Below are 21,164 nucleotides of genomic sequence, written 5' to 3'. Positions count from 1 at the left end.
TTCAACTGAATCGGTAACCCACGCCACTTTCGGTAACAATATGGGTAGGATGATTGGGATTATCCTCCAGTTTTTTTCGAAGCTGGGCCACGAAAACGCGTAAATACTGGGTTTCCGTCTGGTGCCCAACGCCCCAGATCTCCTTGAGGATATACTGGTGGGTAAGCACCATACCTTCGTGCCGGGCAAACAGGGCCAGCAATTTGTATTCGGTAGGAGTTAATTTGATGAGGGCATCGTTCTTCCGTACACTGCGGGCGATCAGGTCTATTTCCAGATCGTCACAAACGATCGGGGCATCGGAATTTTCCGTTTGGGTCCGGCGGATGGCGGAGCGGATCCTTGCGAGCAGTTCCTGGGTACGGAAAGGTTTGGTCAGGTAGTCGATCGCTCCGTTATCCAGGGCGCGGACAATATCCTGCTCACTATCCTGCACGGAGAGGATGATAATGGATTTGTGAAACCAGCCTTTCAACTGCTCCAGCACCTCGTGACCGCTGATGTCAGGCAGACCGATATCCAGCAGGATCAGGTCCGGGGAATGATTGGCCGCCAGGGCGAGACCTTCCTGACCACTGGCCGCCTGAATGACCTTATAGTCATTGCTTTCCAAACTGATACGCAGCAATTTTCGGATCTGCGGCTCATCGTCAATGATCAGGATCTCGTCTTTAGTCATTTTTCCATTCATTTAAATTGGATACCTCGGCGGGGATCCGGAGATCAAATCGCGCGCCGCCGGAGTCCTGATTGCTTAACTCAATCGTTCCGTGTTGGGCCTCTACAAAACCTTTCACGATGGAAAGACCCAGGCCGGTTCCTCCGGTTACGGAATTGGGCAGGCGGTAAAATTTCTTGAATACGGCTTCCAGTTCGGATTCCGGAAAACCGGGCCCATTATCTAAAACAATGACCCGGCAACCGTTCTCGTACTGATCGGCCCGAATGGTAATGATTGTACCTGCCGGCGTATACTGCTGGGAATTGTGTACAATGTTGAACAGGATCTGCTCCATCAGGCCCTGGTCCAGCCGGAACAAAGGAAGGTCCTCCTGCGGGTCAAAGTGGATTTCCCGCAGGTCGGGTTTGTCCCGTACCATATTGATCACCCGAAAGATCAGTTCGTTGAGATCGCACCAGTCCGGTTTGGCTTGGATAGACCCCGATTCGAGCCGACTCATATTGAGCAGGTTGCCGACCTGGCGATTGAGGCGGGTGCCGGCCAGACCGATCTCGCCGTACAGTTCCCGGCGGTCCCGGTCGGTGAGTTTGCCGGGATTATCCTGCAGCGCATCTACGGCTCCGATAATGGTGGCAATGGGCGTTCTCAATTCGTGGGATAAGGAATTGAGGACGGTATTGTAGAGTTTGATCGTATTTTCCCGTTCTTCTTCCTCTTTCGCCTTCAGTTCCGCTTTGCGGATCTTGGAAGTCAGCACGGCGTTCAACGTGGCGATCACAAAATACATCAGGAACAAGAGCGCATCTTCCGGCGTGGCGATGGTGAATTTAAAAAGCGGCGGGATGAAAAAGAAATTCCACAACAGAGCACTAAAAACCGCCGCCAGCACTACCGGAAAGATATCGAAAACCATGGCTAGTAAAGAGACGGCCAACAACAGAATGAGGGCTACGACCTTATAGCCGGTGATGCTGACCGAAAAATGGGCAATGACGGCGATCAGGCTGATCAACCCCAAACTGATCACATACTGGATCGTTCGTTTTCTTTTGACGTACTCGAAAACTCCCACAGTAGCTTTTGGTATAAAGGTAGTATAAGCGGTATAAAGATTCTATAAGGATTTGGGGATCGGGGGCGGATGTTAATACTCCAGCTCTTTGGTCATTTTCTCCAGTTCCTTCTGGAGGATCTCGGCGTCATCCACGGTATTGGTATCCTGGATGCGCTGGGAAAGCTGGTCGATGGTGTCCAGGTAGAGGGTATCCATTTCTACGTCCGAGCGGAGGGATTCGAGTTTGGCGAGTTCTTCGTAGTTGTTTTCGCGGAGTTGTTCCAGCTTTTTCTTTTTTACTTCCAGGTCAGAAGCCAGGCGCTGGTTGTGCAGCAGGATCTCCAGTTTCCGCATAACGGCTTCGTAGAAAGTGATCTTCGAGCGGCGGAGTTCCAGTTGGGAGCGAAAAGCCCGGATCAGGCTTTCACTTTCCTGGCGATTTTGCGGAGCGATCTCGTTGCCGCCGTTGATCTGGGATTCCAGGTCTTCGATATTTTCTTCAATTTCCCGGATGTCGGCCTCCTGTTTGGTGATCTCCCCTTTGCAGAAGGCGATGCGCTGTTCGATCTGCCCTTCCGTGCTGGCCGCATAGCGCCGGTCTCTTCTTCTTTTGACTGCAAAATACCAGATCGTTCCGCCGATGAGGCCCGCAATGGCAAGGATCGCCAGAATACCTAAGAGAAAACGAAAGACGGGAGCCAACCGCATCAACAAGATCAACACAATGACCCCAATCAGTGACCATCTGAAAATATCCTCCCTGCTCTTTCTAATACTCATGTCCGAAAATTACATTAATCTACCAAAATCAAGCACAATGGCAGATGGAAAAAAAAATTTAAAATGATGAAAAAATTGTGAACACTTGCATGCCTCCTCTGTTATGAATACAGTTTTTGAATCGCTAATGTTTTTTGTTTGTTTATAGTTTATGTCGGTACTCTGAATAGGGTACCTTTTTTTTTGCCCGCCGTTTATATTAAAACACCTATTTTGCCGTTTGATCACCAATCTTGGATGATAAATGATGAAAATGGGTAGATCTCCCGCCAAATTTGGGATGTGTTTGCCTGCATCGGTTTAGTATTCAGAACCTATATCAGCTATGGATATCTTTCAAAAGATCCAGGAAAAATACATTCAGGAATTTTCCAATAACGTTCCCCTGGATGAATTTCTGCTCAACATTCTGGTAACGGCATTACTCATCGCCCTGCTGCGGCTGTTCTATATTCACTACGGCAACGCCATCTCCAACCGGCGTAAGTTTGCCGCCAATTTCCTGCCCCTGGCCCTGGGTACCCTGCTGATCATTATGATCGTTAAATCTTCCATCGCACTGTCTCTAGGACTCGTTGGAGCACTGTCCATCGTCCGCTACCGGGCGGCCATCAAAGACCCGGAAGAACTGACCTACCTCTTCATTGCCATCGGCATCGGTCTGGCCGGCGGGGCCAACCAGCCCATTCTGGCCATTGTCGCCTTCACCATCATCATCGGATTGCTCTACATCGGCAAACTGATCAGCGGCAGGAAAGCTTTTCAACAAGAAGAACAGCTATTTGTGCACATCCAGACCGATATTGACGATTTTTCCCGGATCACGGAATTGGTCACCCAAACGCTAACCTACGTGGAACTCAAACGTATGGATACCCTGGAAAAAGGCTTAAATTTATCTTTTGTCGTTCGGGCCGAAGGACTGGAGCAACTCAACGAACTGAAAAATGTGATCACCGGCCTCTCCCCGGCGACTCGTCTGTCGATTATTGATCAACCGGAGGTAGTATTATGATCTTATCCCAAAACCGAAAACGTTCTAAAGAATTTCGGTCGGAATTTTGGTTGCTGGGTGGTTTGCTGGCCCTGCTGCTGGCGGGCCTGCTGTATATTCTGTATAACTACCGCTACGAGCCGGTGAGCCTGAATCCGGGCGAATCCATTCTTTGCGATGCCGAACGGGTGCGCGGGAGTCACTTTGTGCGGGACAATTACCAGTTCGATAATGGGAACATGCAGAGTAGTGAGGCTGCGCGGTCGGGCTGGTTTTCCTGCCGGGTACCGGAAGGAGAGAGCGCACAGTACGGCTTTGGTTATCGGCTCGAATCGTCCAGTCCCGGCGAAGTATACCGGGTATCGGTCTGGCGGTACAAAAATATCCTCAACGAAGGTAAACTGGCCGTCAACGGCACGGGGCCGGTCGGCTTTTACCACGAAAGCGACGAAGTAATGCGCCTCGAGGACGGCTGGGAAAAATTGTCTCTCACCTTTCACATCCCTTACGGCAGCGAGATCGAATACGTCAATATCTACGTGTATACCAACGGCTACCAGCCGGTATTTTTCGACGATCTGGAGATCGAGCGGATCGATGTCTGGGCCGAAGCGGATTTCCAGCCGGAAGTGCTGGATCTGGAGATCGGACCCGGTGGCCGTGAAGATCTGGCGGACAAAAGGCGTGAAGCCATCCAACGGGGCATTCTGTTCAGCGATTCCGACGACTGGGTAAAGGCCCGCATCCGAAACGGAACGGAAAAGATCCCCGTACGCCTGCGCCTGAAGGGCGACTGGCTGGATCACCTCGCGGACGACAAATGGTCCTTCCGGGTGAAGGTCCGCGATCCCTACGAATGGAAGCATCTGAAGGTTTTCAGCCTGCATACACCGGCGGCTCGTTACCACCTGCACGAATGGGTACTGCACCAACTCTGGGAACAGGAAGATATTCTCACGACCCGCTACGATTTTGTGGAATTACAGGTGGATGGAGAATCCAGGGGCATCTATGCCTACGAAGAACATTTTACCAAACAACTGGTCGAATCGCGCCGCCGCCGGGAAGGACCGATCCTGAAATTTAATGAGGACGGTCTCTGGCTGGCCTACCAGCGCGAACTGGAAACCAATGGTTTCATCATGTTCGGCTATACGCCCTCGGCGGCGGCCTGGGAAAATGCCGATATCACCGCCTTTGAAGCCGACGATCTCGCCGCCGACACGACGCAGGGCCCATTGCTCGATCAGGCCAAAAACCTGCTGGCCGATTATTTTTCCGGCAAACTCCCCGCGGAACGGGTGTTTGACCTGGATCGCCTGGCTGCCTACTATGCGAGTTGCGATGCCCTGAATGCCTACCACGGGGTGGTGTGGCACAACCAGCGCTACTATTTCAACCCGATCACCGGTCTGCTCGAACCGATCGGCTTCGACGGCTTCGGCGGACCACCGGCGGATAGCTATACCTTCCTGGGAGAAGGCGCTCTGAATCCGCAATCGTTGATGAGCGACAATCTGTTCCACCGGCTCGCTCAGGATACGGCTTTCACGCGGCGTTATATCCAGCGACTGTATCACTATACCGATCAGACCTTTTTCGAACCTTTTCTGGATAGCATCCGGCAGAAGTGGACGGCCCGGCGCGAATGGTTGCGGATGGAGTTTCCGAGCTACGAAGCCGATCTGTCCGATCTGCGGGAGCGGACGCGCTTCATCCACAGCATGGTGCTGCCCTACGAAGGACAAAGCGTAAAAGCGGTACGCCTGCTGGCCAACGGGAAGAACATACGCCTGCAGAACACCCATACCTTACCGGTAGAAGTGGTGGGCTGGAGCTCCGAGGGCAGTGATCAGGTTCAGCGGCTGGATGCGGTCCTGTTGTTGCCGGGACAAATGCCCCGGGCGTATACGAGCCGCCTGCGGGCGGATAGCCTGATGGATGATTTTGCCAGCTTGCGTTTTCTGGAGGACCGGGCCCTGCGCGAACAAAGAACGCCGGTATTTAAAACGGTCGCATTACCCAGTGGCGCGGCACGGATCTACTACCGGCCGTTTGGTCTGGACACGCTTTTCTCATCGGTCGTCGTGCGGGAAGCGGCTGCCATGACGCCCGATTACGCTCAGCTTTTCAAGGATAATCTGCTGGAAGAGCAACCCTTCTACCGGATCCAAGATAAATTCGTCACCTTTTTTCCCGGTCAGCACGAAGTGCGCCGGCACATCTATATCCCGGCGGGATACCAGGTGGAGATCCCGGCCGGTACCCAACTGGACCTGCGGGACGGAGCGGCTTTTGTCAGTCGTTCTCCCGTCAACGCCATGGGAGAGCAGGAAGCGCCCGTAAGGATCTTTTCCGGTGACGGTAGTGGTAATGGATTTACGGTCCTCAACTCGGGTAAAGCATCCGTTTTTAAGAATGTGGATTTCAGCGGACTGAATACGCTTTCGGCCGGTGGCTGGCACCTGACCGGAGCGGTCAACTTCTACGAATCGCCGGTCCGGTTCTACCGTTGCCGTTTTGCTGCCAACCACTGTGAAGATGCCCTGAACGTTATTCGCAGCGAATTTCAGTTGGAAGCCTGTCGTTTCGAGGAAACCTTCAGTGATGCTTTCGATAGCGACTTCAGCAAGGGCGAGGTCCGCAACTGTGGATTTTTCCGGACGGGCAACGATGGCCTGGATGTTTCGGGCAGTATCGTCAACGTTTTCGAATGCCAGTTCGATACCAATGGGGACAAGGGTATCAGTGTGGGTGAGGCCAGTGATCTGACCGTATTCAATAGCTCGTTCCGCAACGCTCCGATCGCCCTGGCCAGTAAAGATGAGTCCATGCTTTACGTACGCAACGTCACCCTGGAACAGTGCGAACAGGGATTTGCGGCCTACCAGAAAAAGCCGGAATACGGTGGCGCCACGATACTGGTTGAAGGGTATAAAGCCGATCAGGTGAAAAGACTGTTCGTAGAAGGGGAGGGGAGCCGCATCCGGTTTGACCGGGAAGCGCTTGAATAAGCAGGAATTACCGGTTTATCTATCGGCCGGCGGAGGTTAGAAAAACAGAACGGGGCAGAAAATCCGAATGACCGGCGAACCGCGCATCGGTTTTCTACCCCGTTTGTATTAGCTTTTGGGATGATCTTTTGGGCCTTTCCTAGCGGTAAAAATCACTGCGACTCGGCGACTGATTGTCCGATTCTCCGACGCCAACCAAACCACCGAAATAGTACTGGAAGCCGATAGAGAAATCAAAGGCGTTGGTCCGGGTGATCGTCTGTCGCTGGATATTGTCAATATTGGTGTCAAACTCACTGCGGGCGTAGTTGTACTTGAATACAGCGGAAATACCGATCCCGCTGTCGGAGATCACGGTAATGCCCGGGCCGATACCAAAGGCGAATATGTTGGTGCCGATATTCTGGATCTGTCCACCGATATCCTGGGTATCCGAAGACCGGCCGAAACCGAAAGTCGTTTCCACCATCAGGGCGATATCATCTTCCAGAGGCAAGAAATAGCGGGCAAACGGTCCGAACAGCAGGTCCGTGTCGGTAACCTTATTGTTATTGGGCTGGTCGACTTCGTTCAGCGTATAATCCATGCCGAGGCCGAGCGCAAAGTTGTCCACAATAAAATAACCGATCTTCGGGGAAATACTCAGTTGGGTGGAAGACGGCCCTTCCCCTTCGTCCTGATTATCACCAACGTTCTGGATAACCCGCGAACCGGCCGTGGAGAAACCCAGCGTGGAACCAATCAGGAAATTACCCTGATCGTTGAATTGAGCCAGCAAAACACCGGAGCCGGCGAGTAAAAAGCACAGTAGACTTACTAATTTTTTCATGGTCATTAGGGATTTTATGAAATAATTAATTGCAATGGTGAGGCTCGGTGAAGGGAGGTAAGGTATTTACTTACAGGAGTTTATAGTTTAGGAACATGCCCTAGGTAAAGCTTGTTCGGTCGCGGTGAAAGTTTAAAATGTCAGCTGACGGATATTTGGAAGTATTGTCTTATTGGTACGGCAACGTGTATATTTGTTAGTCCTCACACTTAAGCCAAGGAAAACCCACCGACTATGAAATCATCCGGTTTGATGCGCTTAGCGCTAATTCTTGCCCTGATCACCGTTAATATCGGTTGTGATCAATTTTCCAAATCTATTGTGCGGGAAAAGGTAGACTTTCACGAGAATATCGAACTGATCGATGATTATTTCATTCTGACCAAAGTGGAAAATACGGGTGCACTGCTGAGTCTGGGATCCACCCTTTCTCCCGGTGCCAAAAAAGTGGTATTGCTGCTGCTGCCGACCCTGATGCTATTCTCCCTGCTAATCTTTGTGTTGGTTCGGGCCGAACTGGAACAGCAGATCGTGATCGGACTCTGTTTTATCGTAGGTGGTGGGATCGGCAATATCTTTGACCGCTATCTGTACGGCTCGGTGACCGATTTTCTGCACATCGACCTGGGGCTACTACGTACCGGAGTTTTTAATATGGCCGATGTGTCGGTCATGATCGGAACGGCCCTGGTCATTGCGCACGGGCTGAAAAAAAACTAGTCTAGGCAATGTGATAGTGACAAAAACTTGGAAAGTCAGGAGCTACATATTCCGATTAGATGCTGCAGCTCATTTTCTAACCTGATCAAAGGGTTTGGGAGGTTTCAACCCTCAGAATCAGCTTATCTTATAAAGACCGAAGCGGTCTGGGCAAGTCCCAAACCGCTTCGCGCCAATTATAGCGTAGATCCTCAATTCAAATAAGGATCAATCGTTTCAATCTTACCATCCGGCCGGTGCTTCAATTCCGTCAGTTTAATGTTGCGTAAGTGGGTCTGCCCACCGGAAAGCGTGCTATCATGGTAGAACAGGTACCATTTTCCATTGAATTCTAGGATGGAATGGTGGTTGGTCCAGCCGATGACCGGATTCAGGATCACGCCCTGGTAGGTGAATGGCCCGTAGGGATTGTCGCCGGTGGCGTAGGCAATATAGTGTGTATCGCCGGTAGAGTAGGAGAAGTAGTAGGTGTCATTGTACTTGTGCACCCAGGCCGCTTCGAAGAATCGCCGCTCGTTGTCTTGCGCTTTGAGCAGATCGCCGTTCTTGTCGACGATCTGGATCTCTTTGACCTCCTCGGCCAGTGATTTCATATCCGGACTGAGTTTAGCCATTTTGGGCAATATGGCGGGAGCTTCGCCGGTAGGGTATTCATCCTGTGGGTTGTACGCTTCTCCTTCCCAGCGCTGCAGTTGGCCGCCCCAGATACCACCGAAATACAGGTAATAGCTGCCGTCCGTGTCGGCAAAAACGGCCGGATCGATACTGTAGCTACCTTCGATGGGAGTGGGTTCGGGGGTAAACGGTCCGGTCGGTGAATCACTACTGGCTACCCCGATCTTGAAGATATCGTCCTTATCCTTTGCCGGAAAATACAGATAATAAGTGCCGTCCTTTTCGGCGGCATCGGGCGCCCACATCTGCCGGCCCGCCCAGGCTACATCTTTGATGTCCAGCGCTACCCCGTGATCGGTCACCGGTCCCGGAATACTGTCCATGGAAAAGACGTGGTAATCCTTCATATCAAAGTGACTGCCGAGGTCATCCTGCGGCACGCCGGATTCAATGTCGTGGGAAGGATAAATGTAGATCTTACCGTTAAATACGTGGGCGGACGGATCGGCCGTGTAGATATCCGTTACCAGCGGATCCGAGATCGCATTGAGCGTGTCGTTCATGGATTCTACCTCAACGGTTTCCTCAGAACCCCCTTCGGCAGCGGGCTGGTCCTGGCAGGAAACCACCAGGAACGGCAGCAACACGAGCAGTAACGCAATCGATTGAGTAAAACTTGCAGGTTTTTTCATTTCGTTCAAATGTGTAAAATATAGCATGAGTGAAAAGATTGTGATTTGAACGTCTAAGGTAAATAATTTGCCAGGTTTTTAGCGCATAAACGATCGGCTTTTCAATTCCGGCCATCGGGAGTAAGCGTTACCCGCAGTACCTGCCTGCCGACTTCGTCCGATCCGTTCGGGGTACTGATCAGCCAGTAGGTTCCCGGAGCCAGGTCGTGATCCCGGAGTCTGATCCGGTCCTGACTGCCCTGGTCCAGGGATTTTTCCCATAGGACCTGTCCCAGACTATTAAGCAGTTGTAACCGATAATATCCACGGCCCTCCGGTACCTGGATGTTCAGGGTTTCGGACGCCGGGTTGGGGAAGGCGCTTAGTCCCTGGCCGCCGGAAACTTCCAGTAGCGCAGTTCGGATCTCCGAATATTCGAACTGGCCGTCAAAGTCGATCTGCTTCAGGCGGTAGTAATTGGTTCCGGGAAAAGCAGTCTGGTCCTCGTAGCGATAATCGGTAGGAACCGAAGTGCTGCCCCGACCGCTCACAAAATCCAGGAATTCCCAGTTAGTGCCGTCGGTGGATCTTTCCACCGCAAATCCCTCGTTGTTCACCTCGATAGCGGTTGTCCAGGACAATACGACCGACTGCCGGTCGGGACGGGCTTCAAAACTCAGGAATTCCACCGGTAGCAGTCCCTCGCACAGCAAAGATACCAGGCAGGGAGGTACCGTTGCGGTCAGTTCCACCGCTCCGATATCGGGTTCCAGCAGGCTGCGGGCGGCCCCCCGCTGGTCGGAGGTAATTTCCGGATCAAAAGGCGTACCTGCGTTGATGGCCGCGCTGGTCGGCCCCAGGTCGTGCGTTTGGGTACAGCCCCCATTATCCGCCAGAGGCAGTAACGCAGGATCATCCGTAATGAAGGTCAGGCAGCTACCGGCGCAGGTGGGAATGATGTTGGTGGTATTCTGGGTTGGGAGCAGCAGGCCCTGATTGTAAAAATCCTCCGCTCCGATATTGTCGGCGATGATGTTGTTGGCCAGTTCCAGGATACTACCGGTCTGGGCCGATAGTCCGGCTCCGTTACCGTCCACTCCGATGGTGTTGTTGGCAATGGTCGTATGAATGGCGTAGAAGATGGCGCCGGCCAGGATGGTCATGCCGCCTCCGTCTCCGGCCCCGCCGGTCTGATTGTCATTGCCGCTGATGGTCGTATTTACGAGGGCAATGATCCCTCCGGAGTAGATCCCGCCACCCGAAGCGCGGCTGATCCCGAGATCGGCTACGGTATTGTTGCTGACCGTACAATCGATCAGCCCGAGGTTGCCGGAAGAAGCGATGGCTCCACCCCGGTGTGCGCGGTTGTTGGTCAGCGTGCAGTTGACCAGCAGCAGATCACCGTTATTCAAAATGGCCCCGCCGTTGAGGTTGGATAAGAGATTGCCATTTTGGAGGACGAGGTCATTGATCGTGACCGTGGAACCATTGCTGATATTGAAGATCCGAAAATTGCCGGTACCCGGATTATTCGTGGCCTGTACGATCGTACCCGGCGCGCCGCCGCAGATGGTTACATCCTTATTGACCAGAATGGAATTTTCGGTGTGCACCGCATCCTGGACGGCGATGAAATCGCCGATGACTGCCGCATCGATAGCCGCCTGGATGGTGGTAAAATCGCATCCGGAGGCGCAAACGGTCCGGGTGATCTGGGCGAACAGGGTAGTGGTGGTCATCCATAGTGCCAGACAGAAAGGTAGTCTTAAGTTTTTTCTCATTATACTAGGTGTTTTGCAATAGAGGGTTAGCTCGATTATGGTTTGAGTAAATTTGTTTTGCTTTTTTAACTGGGGATCAGCTGGAGAAAAAACTACCGCTGTCCGGTTTTAACACACCAAATGTTCATTTTTGAACATCTAGGGAGTATAAATTTAATCATTACGCCCCAAAAATCTACGGTTTTCCCGGCCTTTTGGTTTGGCACGACTTTGGCAAGTTATTCTAAGATAGTCTGCATCTGAAGGGTCTATCGATAATTTTGACACCCTGTAATCACCGACCACACACATGTTTAACAATTACCTGAAGATCACTTTCCGACAGATCCTGAAGAACAAAACTGCCAGCCTGATCAATTATGCCGGTCTGAGTATCGGTTTGGCCGCTGCCATGATCATTGGACTCTTCGTGTACAATGAGTGGCAGACGGACAAGCTGATTCCCGAACCCGACCGAACTTACCGACTGTTACGGGTCTCCAACATCAACAATGAACCCTACGACATCGGCATCACCTCGGCCCCCTTCGCTCCGGCATTGGAGCAGGACTTTGCCGCCGAGGTAGCCGAGACCGTTCGTCTGCTCGACGGGGGATCCCTGATCGAATTGGGGGAGAAGCGTTTCCAGGAAGACAATTACTTTTACGCGGATGCCAATTTTCTGACCTTTTTTGATCTGCCGCTGCTGTACGGCGATCCGGGATCGGCCCTCAAAGACCTCCACAATGTGGTGGTCAGTAAGGCCATCGCCCGTAAGTATTTCGGCGACGAAAAACTGGCCATGGGGGAAACCATCCGGGTAGACAACAGCTACGATGCCGTCATCACCGGAGTGCTGGATGAACTGCCGGGACCCATGCATTTTCAGCCGGATCTGGTGGAGAGCACCCTCGAACTGGCCGAAGCCACCTGGTGGAGCGGCTGGTGGAACAACAACCTCTGTACCTACATGCGCCTGAAGGAAGGCAGAACGGCGGCCGATCTGGCGCCCTTCCTGCCGGGCTTCATGGATAAGTATTTCGGCGAGGATTTTCAGCGCAACGGCAACCGCATTGATCTGCGGCTGCAAGCCGTTCGGGATATCTACTTCGCAAAGGATATCCGGTACGATCCGATGCGCCACGGCAACCGGCAGGCGGTGAATATCTTCTTCATTACGGCCCTTTTGCTGATCGTTATCGCCTGCGCCAATTATATTAATCTGGCCACAGCCAAAGCGGTGGAACGCAGCAAAGAAGTGAGCATCCACAAGGTGCTGGGATCGGGCCGGATGCGGATCGTGGCGCAGATGCTGAGCGAAAGCCTGATGCTGACCTCCGCCTCGGTGCTCACGGCTGCGCTGCTGACCAAATGGGCCATGCCCGGCTTCGAACAGCTGTTTGCGGTGGAGTTTGCGGCTGACTTACCCATTCCGATGATCGTCGGTGGTTTGCTCGGCCTGACGCTGATCGTATCTCTCCTGGCGGGTCTCTATCCCGGTTGGATGTTGTCATCTTTCCGGCCGGCCTTTGCCCTGCGGGGTTCCACCCAGGCCGGTAACCGGAATACGGCCGGGCTGCGTAAAGGACTGATCATCTTTCAGTTCGCACTGTCGGTCGGTTTATTGTGCAGCACCATTTTCGTCCGCCAGCAACTGAATTATCTGCAAAATAAAGAACTGGGTTTTGATAAAGAGCACGTCTTACTGCTGCCGATCAACAATCCGGACATCTATAACAAACGGGAGAATTTCCGGCAACAGCTGCTGCGCGACCCCGGTGTCCAGGAAGTGGCCTTCCTCAGCGGGGTGCCGGGCGGCGATCACGATGCGACAAGCGTTCAGGTGCCCGAACTGAACCAGAACATCCGGATGCGGACGGCTTTCGTCGATCTGAATGTGGTATCTACCCTCGGGCTGGAGATCGTAGCGGGCCGGGATTTCAATCCCGAACTTTCTGCCGACAGTACCCAGGTTGTGATGCTGAACGAACGTGCCGTTGCCGATCTGGGCACCAGTCAGCAGGAGATCATCGGGAAACGGGTAGTAATGGCTTCCTTTGATACCATCCCCCGCACGGTGATCGGCGTAGTGCGGGATTACCATTTTACCAGTCTGCACGATGCGATCGAACCGCTTATTATTTCACCCAGTTTTTGGGCAAGAGCCATTGCCGTCAAGGCGGAAGGCAGTCGTATACCCCAGATCATCAGTGCTGCCGAAACGGCCTGGAACGCCCAGGCGCCCGATTTCCCGTTCGAGTATCAATTCCTGGACGAGCGGCTGGACCGGCTGTACCAAAGTGAAGCGCAGCAGGGACGACTGTTCGCACTCTTTGCCGGCATTGCCATTTTCATTGCCTGTCTGGGCATGTTCGGCCTGGCTTCCTTCGCGGCGGCTACCCGGACCAAAGAGGTCGGCATCCGGAAAGTGCTCGGCGCTTCCATTGCCAGTATTGTCAGTTTACTGTCGATCGATTTTATCAAACTGATCGTCATCGCCATGGTCATCGCTTCGCCGATCGTTTGGTACTTTATGCAGGACTGGTTGCAAAACTTCGCCTATCGGATAGATCTGCAGTGGTGGGTATTCATCGCTGCCGGATTGGGCGCCTTGGTGGTGGCCATGATCTCGGTGAGTTACCAGAGTATTCGGGCGGCGGTAGCGAATCCCGTGGAGAGTTTGAAGAACGAATAAAGGGACCGTTACCACGGAATTAAATAAACGTTAGTACAACCAAAATTTACTAATGACAACAGCGCAGCCTGCCGATTCCCCGGTAGGCTGCGCTGTTATGAATGGTCGTCCGAAAGGCCGGCCCGCACCGATCAGTCGTATACATACTTCCAGCCACCGTTTTGCTGGCGTTTCCAGACCGTATGGAAAATGCCGGTGCTTTCCATGATCCTTCCGGAAGTATCCCTGGCGGAGAAATTATAGGGACCGTAGGTGTAACCCATGCTGCCGTCGTCGGATACCTCGATGAATTCCGGCTCCCAGCTCAGGCGTACATCGCGTAGGGTTTGTTGCTCAAAATATTCCCGGATGGCCGCTTTGCCCCGGATGATGCTATTGTTGCGGTTGATGGCGGCGCTGTCCGCGGCAAAGGCCAGGAAAGCAGCCTGAACGCCCTGTTCGGCGGCCATATCATTGAAGGCCCGTTCGGCCTGGTGGATCTCTTCGATCCAGACGGATTTATCCATAGGTTCCGGATTACTGCAATAGAGGAAAGTGAGGAAACTGAGCAATGTGAGTTTGCGGATCATCGGTTATCATTAGGTTTAATATTTTTTGAAGCTGGGGAAGGCAGGGACTACCTGGGGCCTAAATATACTCCCACCAGCTGCACCCGTGCCAGAAAAAGGCCGAAATTTTGGCATAAGCCCATTTAAAATAAGACCTTTATTCCGTCGTTTCGATCCTGGCTGTGTTATTGATCCGGCCGTTTTCATTCTTACTTCAATTGCTGTGAAGCCCATGAACCGCTCCATCTTTACGCTCTGTTGTTTCCTGTTTGCGGGCTACCTCTCGGCTCAGTTGCCGCCCGATTTTCACGATGAAGTTTACCTGAATGGTTTTGATTTTCCCACCGGCGTCACTTTTGATGACAACGGTCGGGCTTACGTCTGGGAAAAAGCCGGTCGCATTCAGATGATCGATACCCTGGGGAAACCCTTTCCCGCTCCACTGCTGGACATCAGTGAGGAGGTCAGCAACTGGAAGGATCACGGCCTGATGGGATTTTGTCTGGATCATGATTTTCTGGAGAACGGTTACATCTACCTCCTGTACGCTCTGGACCGGCACTATTACGACCACTACGGTACCCCCGCTTACCATCCGGACAGCTCGGTGTTGCATCAGCCTACCATTGGGCGGGTTAGTCGCTTCACGGCCGATCCGGCTACCGCTTTTACCACGATCATCGAGGGAAGCAAAAAAGTCTTGCTGGGAGAGACGATCGGGAACGGGATCCCACTCCTGTACGCTTACCACGGACTGGGAAGCCTGATCATGGCGACCGACCGGACCCTACTGATCTCCTGCGGTGACGCCACCAGCAACGTCAGTGCCGATATTGGCGGCGACAGCCTGGAAACGCCCGTCACTCCGGCCCTGGCGGCCGGCATCATCACCCCCGATCAGGATGTCGGATCGTACCGGGCCCAGTATCTGGGCAGCTACAACGGCAAGATCCTGCGCATCGATCCGGAAACCGGTGACGGACTACCCAGCAATCCTTTCTTCGATCCGTCCGCCCCACGGTCGGCAGTTTCCCGCATCTGGGCCTACGGGCTGCGCAATCCCTACCGCATCATGGTGCGACCGGAAACGGGTAGCCACTACGCTTCGGAAGGTAATCCGGGAGTCATCTACGCCGGTGATGTCGGTAACGGACTCTGGGAAGAGATCAACATTATTCCCCGGGGCGGACTGAATTTTGGCTGGCCCATCACCGAGGGCCTGGAAGAGAGCTGGGCCTTTGCCAAACTACCCGCGCCAGCGAACTATCTGGCCCCTAACAAATACTACAACGAAGGGGCCTGCGTGGAACCCTTTTTCAATTTTCGGGAAACCTTCCGGCGACCCCGGAAACAGGATCCGGCCGTCATCCCCAATCCCTGTAATCCAAATGAACCGCTTTCGGCCATTCCCGGGGCTCCGGTGGAAACGCTGCCGGCCATTGTCTGGAACAATGCCCGCTGGAACCTGGAAGGGAAGGCCGCCGTGCCCGGCTTTGATCCGGAAGGCAAGCTGATGGCCGTTAACCTGGACGATCCGGATTGCCCCGTGCAAAGTGAGTTATTCAACGGCTTTTCGAGCCTCGCCGGCGTCTTTTACCCCCAAGATGGACCCTATCCGGAAAGCTATCGCGGGAAATACTTCGGCGTGGACTTCAGTAGCTGGATCAAGGTTTTTGATTTTAACGATGAACAGGAGCTAAGTTCCGTTACGCCCTTCCACCGGGAGGCGCACGATATCATCCACATGACCCTCAATCCACGGGACAAAAATCTGTACTACCTGGATATTTACGGTGCCGTGCGCCGGATCACTTACGGCGGCAATCCCGCTCCCACGGCCCGCATTCAGTTGGATACGTCCTACGGTCCGAGTCCGCTGACGGTTCAATTCGACGGAACGGGCTCTACCGATGATTCGGGATCCATCGCTACCTATTTCTGGGATTTTGGCGACGGCAGTACGAGCAGCGAAGCGGCGCCCGATCATATCTACCGCGCGGCGGGAAGCGGCCCGGAGCAATTTACCGTCCGCCTTACCGTGAAGGATGCCCAGGGACTCAGTCGCCAGGATAGCCGTATCATCTCGCTCAACAACACACCGCCGACGGCCCGCATCAGCAGTATCGGGAAAGGTGTACGCTATCCCACCGACGAAACGACGGTGCTGCGACTGGCGGCCGAAGTACACGATGCCGAGCATCAGCCGGAAGATCTGCAGTACGAATGGCGGGTCTACTTTCACCACAACGACCATTTCCATCCGGAACCGGTCGATACCCAGACCGAATCCTTTCTCGTGGTGGAGCCGCTGGGCTGCGGCGAAGAGATCTATTATTACCGGGTTGAACTAAAAGTGACGGATGCCGCCGGCCTGTCGGCCACCGATCGGAGGGTGATCCGTCCTTATTGTGAAGACCCCTTCGTGGAATTGATGCCGCTGACGGCACAGTTAGTGGAGACCGCCGTGGAATTAAATTGGCGTACCGGCTATGAATCGGAAGTGAGCGAAATGATCGTACAACGGAGCAGCGATTATTTTCATTTTGAAAATTTGGGCAGCGTTCCGCCAAGTGGTAATAGTCAGGGTGAGGAAAATTATCAGTTTATCGACCCGGAACCACGGCGAGGCAATGACATTTACCGGATAAAAGTCCGGAAGTCGGGAACCTATACCTACACTAATCTTGCCGAAGTGCTTTATCCCGCACCACCCGAGGTGCAGATCAGTCCCAATCCGGCCCGCGATTTCTTCCACGTACGGGTCCGGCAGGCCGAAAGCGAATCGTTGCGGTTTGAGCTGTATTCACTCAACGGTGCCCGGGTGATCCGGACCGACTGGGAGGCCGAGCCGGGGAAACCTTTCGAATACCAGTATCTGACCGGTGATCTTCCGGCCGGCGTGTACGTGTACCGTTTATGGAACGGTGACCGGGAAGCTGGTGGCCGGTTGGTACTTCGTTAATGGATTTCCGTTCGGAGCGTCACCCTTCTTGAACCTGATTTACCGAAAAATACGATTTAAGTTTTTCTTAACCAGTTCTTTAGCATTCCGGTTAAACATTCTAGTCCGGCAGCTATTCTATTAAGGTAGGCAACCTTTCCGCCTCCATTTGCTCTTTAATTTTGACAAAGTACTTAACCCGTTAAGGTTTCATGGCCGGTAGCCATTGAATAGCGATATTTACCCATTACAAAATGAACCAACACCCAAGATATTTTTCTCTAACGGTACTCCTGTTTGCCGGGCTGCTCCTGTTTAGCGCCTGTGACCGAAATACCGTTTTCGGTGGATTGCTCTCCACGCCCAAACTGACACCCCGGGAAGCCTATCTGGCCGCCCTGGATTCCACCGGTCTGGCCAATACCCAGCTGGGCAAAGCCTGGCGCCGGGCCGGGAGCCGGGCGCTGGCGGATAGTGTGCTGACCCAGCCACCTTTCCGGGAAACCGGCTATTTCCGGGCGGAAGATCCGGATGCGATCGCTTACCGGATGGAATTAAAGACCGGGGAACTGCTGAAAATGAAACTGGTCACGACACCGGACAGTATCCGCTATTTTGTGGATCTCTTTCGAGATGAATCCACCGATAGTACGGTCAATTTTCGCCATCTGCTCAATACGGAAGAAGATCAGACAGACAGCCTGGATTTCGAAGTGGAAGAGGCCGGAACCTACATCCTGAGGATCCAACCCGAATTACTGGCGTCTACACGTTATACCCTCGATCTGATCGTGCAACCGGTCTACGGGGCCTTCCCGGTGAGCGGTAAACAGAACCGCGATATCTGGAGCTTTTTCGGCGACCCGCGGGATGGCGGAAAACGCGATCACAAAGGCATCGATATTTTTGCCCGGCGGGGCACTCCGGTAGTGGCTGCCGTTGACGGTATGGTGCGAAGCGTGCGGGATCGGGGACTGGGAGGTAAGCAGGTCTGGCTCAGCGATCCCGTACGTCACCAATCGCTGTATTATGCCCACCTTGACAGCCAATTGGTCCGGGAAGGCCAGATGGTCAAGGCCGGTGATACGCTGGGGCTGGTGGGCAATACCGGAAACGCCCGGAACACCCGTCCGCACCTGCATTTCGGGATTTACCGACGCGGTTACGGGGCGATCGATCCGCATCCTTACGTGGCTTTTCAAACGGATAAAACACCGGGCGTGCGGGCCGATACCGCTCAGCTGGGTAATATAGCCCGGGTGAGGCGCAGCAATACCCGCTTGTCGGCCGCGCCCCAATCGCGAAGCCGGCAACTGGCTACGCTGGACCGGTACCTGCCGCTGGAAGTACTCGCTGCGAGCGCTAACTGGTACCGGGTGCGCAGTCCGCAAGGATTAGCGGGTTATTTACCGGCCAATGCCCTGGAAAACCTGAACCGGTCTATCGGCAATCTTTCCCTGGACCGGCCGGTGGAATTGTTGCAGGCGCCCACGTCGGAGGCTGCACCCGTTGCGGCTCTGCCCGCGGATACGAAAGTCGATGTGGTCGGGATCAGCGGAGATTACCGGCTGATCCGGGACCCGGACGGAGCAACGGCCTGGATGATGGCCACTCCGGAATAAAGCTACTGGTATAGAGATCCGTTGAACGGGGCCGTACCTTTCCGGCACCGGCTTATGGGCTGCGATAATTCCCCAGAATATCTATCTTTGGCGCTCAAATCCTGTTTATGCAGCGTACCCTATCCATCGTCATACCGGCCTACAACGAAGCGCGAACGATCCACCAGATCCTGGATAAAGTGAGGACGGTAACCCTGCCCGCCGCGCTTGCCCGCGAAGTAGTGGTGGTCAACGATTGTTCTACGGATGGTACCCGGGAGGCCCTGCAACGCTACCAGACAGAGCATCCGGAATTTCCCATGCGATACCTGGAACACGATAAAAATCAGGGAAAGGGTGCGGCGCTGCACACCGGCATCCGGGAAGCGAGCGGGGATTTCATCATCATTCAGGATGCGGACCTGGAATACGATCCCCGGGAGTACCACTTGCTGCTGAACCCGATGCTGGAAGGTAATGCCGACGTGGTGTACGGTTCCCGTTTTATGGGAGGCAATCCGCACCGGATCCTCTTTTTCTGGCATTCCATCGGCAACAAATTCCTTACTTTTCTGTCCAACGCATTTACCAATCTGAATCTGACGGATATGGAAACCTGCTACAAACTGTTCCGGACCGAGGTGATCCAGGGACTGGAACTGCAGGAAAAACGCTTTGGTTTCGAACCCGAGGTGACGGCGAAGGTGTCGCGCATTCCGGGAGTCCGCATCTACGAAGTGGGGATCTCTTATTACGGGCGCACTTACCAGGAAGGAAAAAAAATCAACTGGAAGGATGGTTTCCGGGCCATTTACTGCATCCTGAAATACAATATATGGCAGCGGTAGGGCAACAGCACTGGACCCGGAAATATCTGATCCCGCTACTCTGGACCGGAGCAATCGTCTACACCATTGCTTTTGCCTTCAACTTTCGCAAGCGGAGCCTGGACGCGGTGATCTGGTCTGATGCCGAAGGGTATTACATGTATCTGCCTGCCGTTTTTATCTACGATGGTTTTGAGGATATACCGGTACGCACCGGGGCCGCCGAATTCCGTCCCTATCCGGGTACGGACAAGATTTTCGATAAGTATACCTGCGGGGTGGCCATGATGCAACTGCCGTTCTTTCTGGCGGCCCACGCCGTGGCCGTAGCTACCCCCGATTATCCGCCGGACGGGCACTCGCCACCCTATGTGATCAGCTTACTGCTGGCCGGATTGTGCCACGGTTTCCTGGGTATTTTTCTGTTGCGGACCAATCTGCGCGTTCATTTTAAAGGCATCACTCCCGATATTGTGGCCTTATCGCTGTTGCTGGGCACCAATCTGTTGCACTATATTGCCCGGGAACCGGGGATGTCCCACGTCTATTCGTTTGTTCTATTTAATCTTTTCATCTGGCTGACGGACCGCTATTATCGTACACAGGGTAGCTGGCCGCTCGCCTGGGGCCTGGCCGCCACGCTGGGGTGGATCGTACTGATCCGGCCGACCAATTTACTGCTGGCGCTGTTCTTTTTCTTTTACACTACCGATGGCCGCCTGGATATTCGGGAACGACTGCAGTTCCTGTGGGAACGTTTTGCCCAGTTGTGGTTATTCCCATTACTGGGTTTGCTTTGGTTTGTTCCGCAGATGCTCTACTGGAAATACGCGACGGGCTCCTTTCTGGTCGATTCTTACCAGGAAGAAGGCTTCATTTATTGGAATGATCCCAAATTATGGGAAGTGTTATTTTCCATTAAGAACGGTTGGCTATTATTTAGCCCGTTGCTGGCCCTTGCCCTGATCGGTTTGCTGGCCGGTGCGATCCGGGGGATCCACAATAGCCGATTGATCCTGATCATCTGGATACTGTGCTGGTATGCCTTTTCGAGCTGGTCCAGCTGGTGGTTCGGCGGCGCATTCGGGCACCGGGCCTTCGTGGAATTTTACGCTCTGCTGGCCTTCCCGCTGGCGCTGGTGGTCCAGTGGATACTGTCGCTGCGACAATGGTGGTGGCCAGTCCTGTTCTTTGCGGTCTGGCTGTTGCTGATCTACTACAATCTGGGGCTGGACGAGCATTATTTCGGCCCTCACTACGAATGGTGGAGTTGGCGGGCGGCGATGGAGATGATGTTTTCCCTGGATTAGTAAGCTCGATAGAGATTGCTAAGCCTTTTTTGTCAGGGCTTACCAATCTCTATGGAGCTTGGCAATCCTATGGCTGATCAGGGCTTACCAATCTCTATGGAGCTTGGCAATCCTTTGGCTGAT

Annotated in this window: 15 protein-coding genes; 8 read left to right on the top strand and 7 right to left on the bottom strand. The window is 53.5% G+C overall.

What is annotated here, in order from left to right:
* Position 1 precedes the first annotated feature (1 nt).
* From CRP01_RS39475 to CRP01_RS39465, 3 genes are all read right to left on the bottom strand, one after another.
* Entirely contained in the window at positions 2-679 is a 678-nt protein-coding gene (locus tag CRP01_RS39475; RefSeq protein WP_099155625.1) for a response regulator transcription factor, read from the bottom strand.
* A complete protein-coding gene (locus CRP01_RS39470; protein ID WP_222845934.1) occupies positions 672-1,754 on the bottom strand; it encodes a sensor histidine kinase in 1,083 nt (360 codons plus the stop codon). The genes CRP01_RS39475 and CRP01_RS39470 overlap by 8 nt, the downstream gene beginning before the upstream one ends.
* Before the next feature lie 72 nt (positions 1,755-1,826).
* Positions 1,827-2,516, bottom strand: coding sequence for a hypothetical protein (locus CRP01_RS39465; RefSeq protein WP_099155624.1), 690 nt, complete (start codon positions 2,514-2,516; stop codon positions 1,827-1,829).
* 325 nt (positions 2,517-2,841) lie between these two features.
* Between CRP01_RS39465 and CRP01_RS39460 the strand changes: the two genes are divergently transcribed.
* Positions 2,842-3,531: a DUF4956 domain-containing protein gene (locus CRP01_RS39460; protein WP_099155623.1), complete on the top strand. Its 690-nt coding sequence runs from the start codon at positions 2,842-2,844 to the stop codon at positions 3,529-3,531.
* Complete coding sequence (locus CRP01_RS39455; RefSeq protein WP_099155622.1) at positions 3,528-6,524, top strand: CotH kinase family protein; 2,997 nt, start codon at positions 3,528-3,530, stop codon at positions 6,522-6,524. Before CRP01_RS39460 ends, CRP01_RS39455 begins: the two co-directional genes overlap by 4 nt.
* 139 nt (positions 6,525-6,663) lie before the next feature.
* Here CRP01_RS39455 and CRP01_RS39450 read toward each other — a convergent pair whose 3' ends face one another.
* Positions 6,664-7,353, bottom strand: a complete 690-nt coding sequence (locus CRP01_RS39450; RefSeq protein WP_099155621.1) for an outer membrane beta-barrel protein — start codon at positions 7,351-7,353, stop codon at positions 6,664-6,666.
* Positions 7,354-7,587: 234 nt separating this feature from the next.
* Here CRP01_RS39450 and lspA point away from each other — a divergent pair, with 234 nt between their 5' ends.
* Positions 7,588-8,073: a signal peptidase II gene (lspA, locus tag CRP01_RS39445; protein WP_099155620.1), complete on the top strand. Its 486-nt coding sequence runs from the start codon at positions 7,588-7,590 to the stop codon at positions 8,071-8,073.
* Positions 8,074-8,264: 191 nt separating this feature from the next.
* On the opposite strand, the gene CRP01_RS39440 is transcribed toward lspA, so the two are convergent.
* Complete coding sequence (locus tag CRP01_RS39440; protein ID WP_233752838.1) at positions 8,265-9,380, bottom strand: glycoside hydrolase family 43 protein; 1,116 nt, start codon at positions 9,378-9,380, stop codon at positions 8,265-8,267.
* 101 nt (positions 9,381-9,481) lie between these two features.
* Complete coding sequence (locus tag CRP01_RS39435) at positions 9,482-11,140, bottom strand: T9SS type A sorting domain-containing protein (RefSeq protein WP_143473741.1); 1,659 nt, start codon at positions 11,138-11,140, stop codon at positions 9,482-9,484.
* Positions 11,141-11,429: 289 nt separating this feature from the next.
* Between CRP01_RS39435 and CRP01_RS39430 the strand changes: the two genes are divergently transcribed.
* A complete protein-coding gene (locus tag CRP01_RS39430) occupies positions 11,430-13,814 on the top strand; it encodes an ABC transporter permease (protein WP_099155617.1) in 2,385 nt (794 codons plus the stop codon).
* Between the two features lie 131 nt (positions 13,815-13,945).
* On the opposite strand, the gene CRP01_RS39425 is transcribed toward CRP01_RS39430, so the two are convergent.
* Positions 13,946-14,383: a YybH family protein gene (locus CRP01_RS39425; RefSeq protein WP_099155616.1), complete on the bottom strand. Its 438-nt coding sequence runs from the start codon at positions 14,381-14,383 to the stop codon at positions 13,946-13,948.
* 211 nt (positions 14,384-14,594) lie between these two features.
* Here CRP01_RS39425 and CRP01_RS39420 point away from each other — a divergent pair, with 211 nt between their 5' ends.
* The 4 genes from CRP01_RS39420 (at position 14,595) to CRP01_RS39405 (ending at position 21,041) form a co-directional block, all read left to right on the top strand.
* On the top strand, positions 14,595-17,324 hold the full coding sequence (locus CRP01_RS39420) for a PQQ-dependent sugar dehydrogenase (RefSeq protein ID WP_099155615.1): 2,730 nt from the start codon (positions 14,595-14,597) through the stop codon (positions 17,322-17,324).
* A gap of 233 nt (positions 17,325-17,557) precedes the next feature.
* Positions 17,558-18,925, top strand: a complete 1,368-nt coding sequence (locus CRP01_RS39415; protein WP_099155614.1) for a peptidoglycan DD-metalloendopeptidase family protein — start codon at positions 17,558-17,560, stop codon at positions 18,923-18,925.
* Between the two features lie 107 nt (positions 18,926-19,032).
* Positions 19,033-19,752: a glycosyltransferase family 2 protein gene (locus tag CRP01_RS39410; protein ID WP_099155613.1), complete on the top strand. Its 720-nt coding sequence runs from the start codon at positions 19,033-19,035 to the stop codon at positions 19,750-19,752.
* Positions 19,740-21,041: a hypothetical protein gene (locus tag CRP01_RS39405; RefSeq protein WP_099155612.1), complete on the top strand. Its 1,302-nt coding sequence runs from the start codon at positions 19,740-19,742 to the stop codon at positions 21,039-21,041. Before CRP01_RS39410 ends, CRP01_RS39405 begins: the two co-directional genes overlap by 13 nt.
* Positions 21,042-21,164: the final 123 nt, after the last annotated feature.

Origin of the sequence: Flavilitoribacter nigricans DSM 23189 = NBRC 102662 (genome assembly GCF_002646595.1) — a bacterium.
Taxonomy (GTDB): domain Bacteria; phylum Bacteroidota; class Bacteroidia; order Chitinophagales; family Saprospiraceae; genus Flavilitoribacter; species Flavilitoribacter nigricans.
Note: the sequence above shows the minus strand (reverse complement) of the source record. Positions and strands in the feature narration are given on the sequence as shown.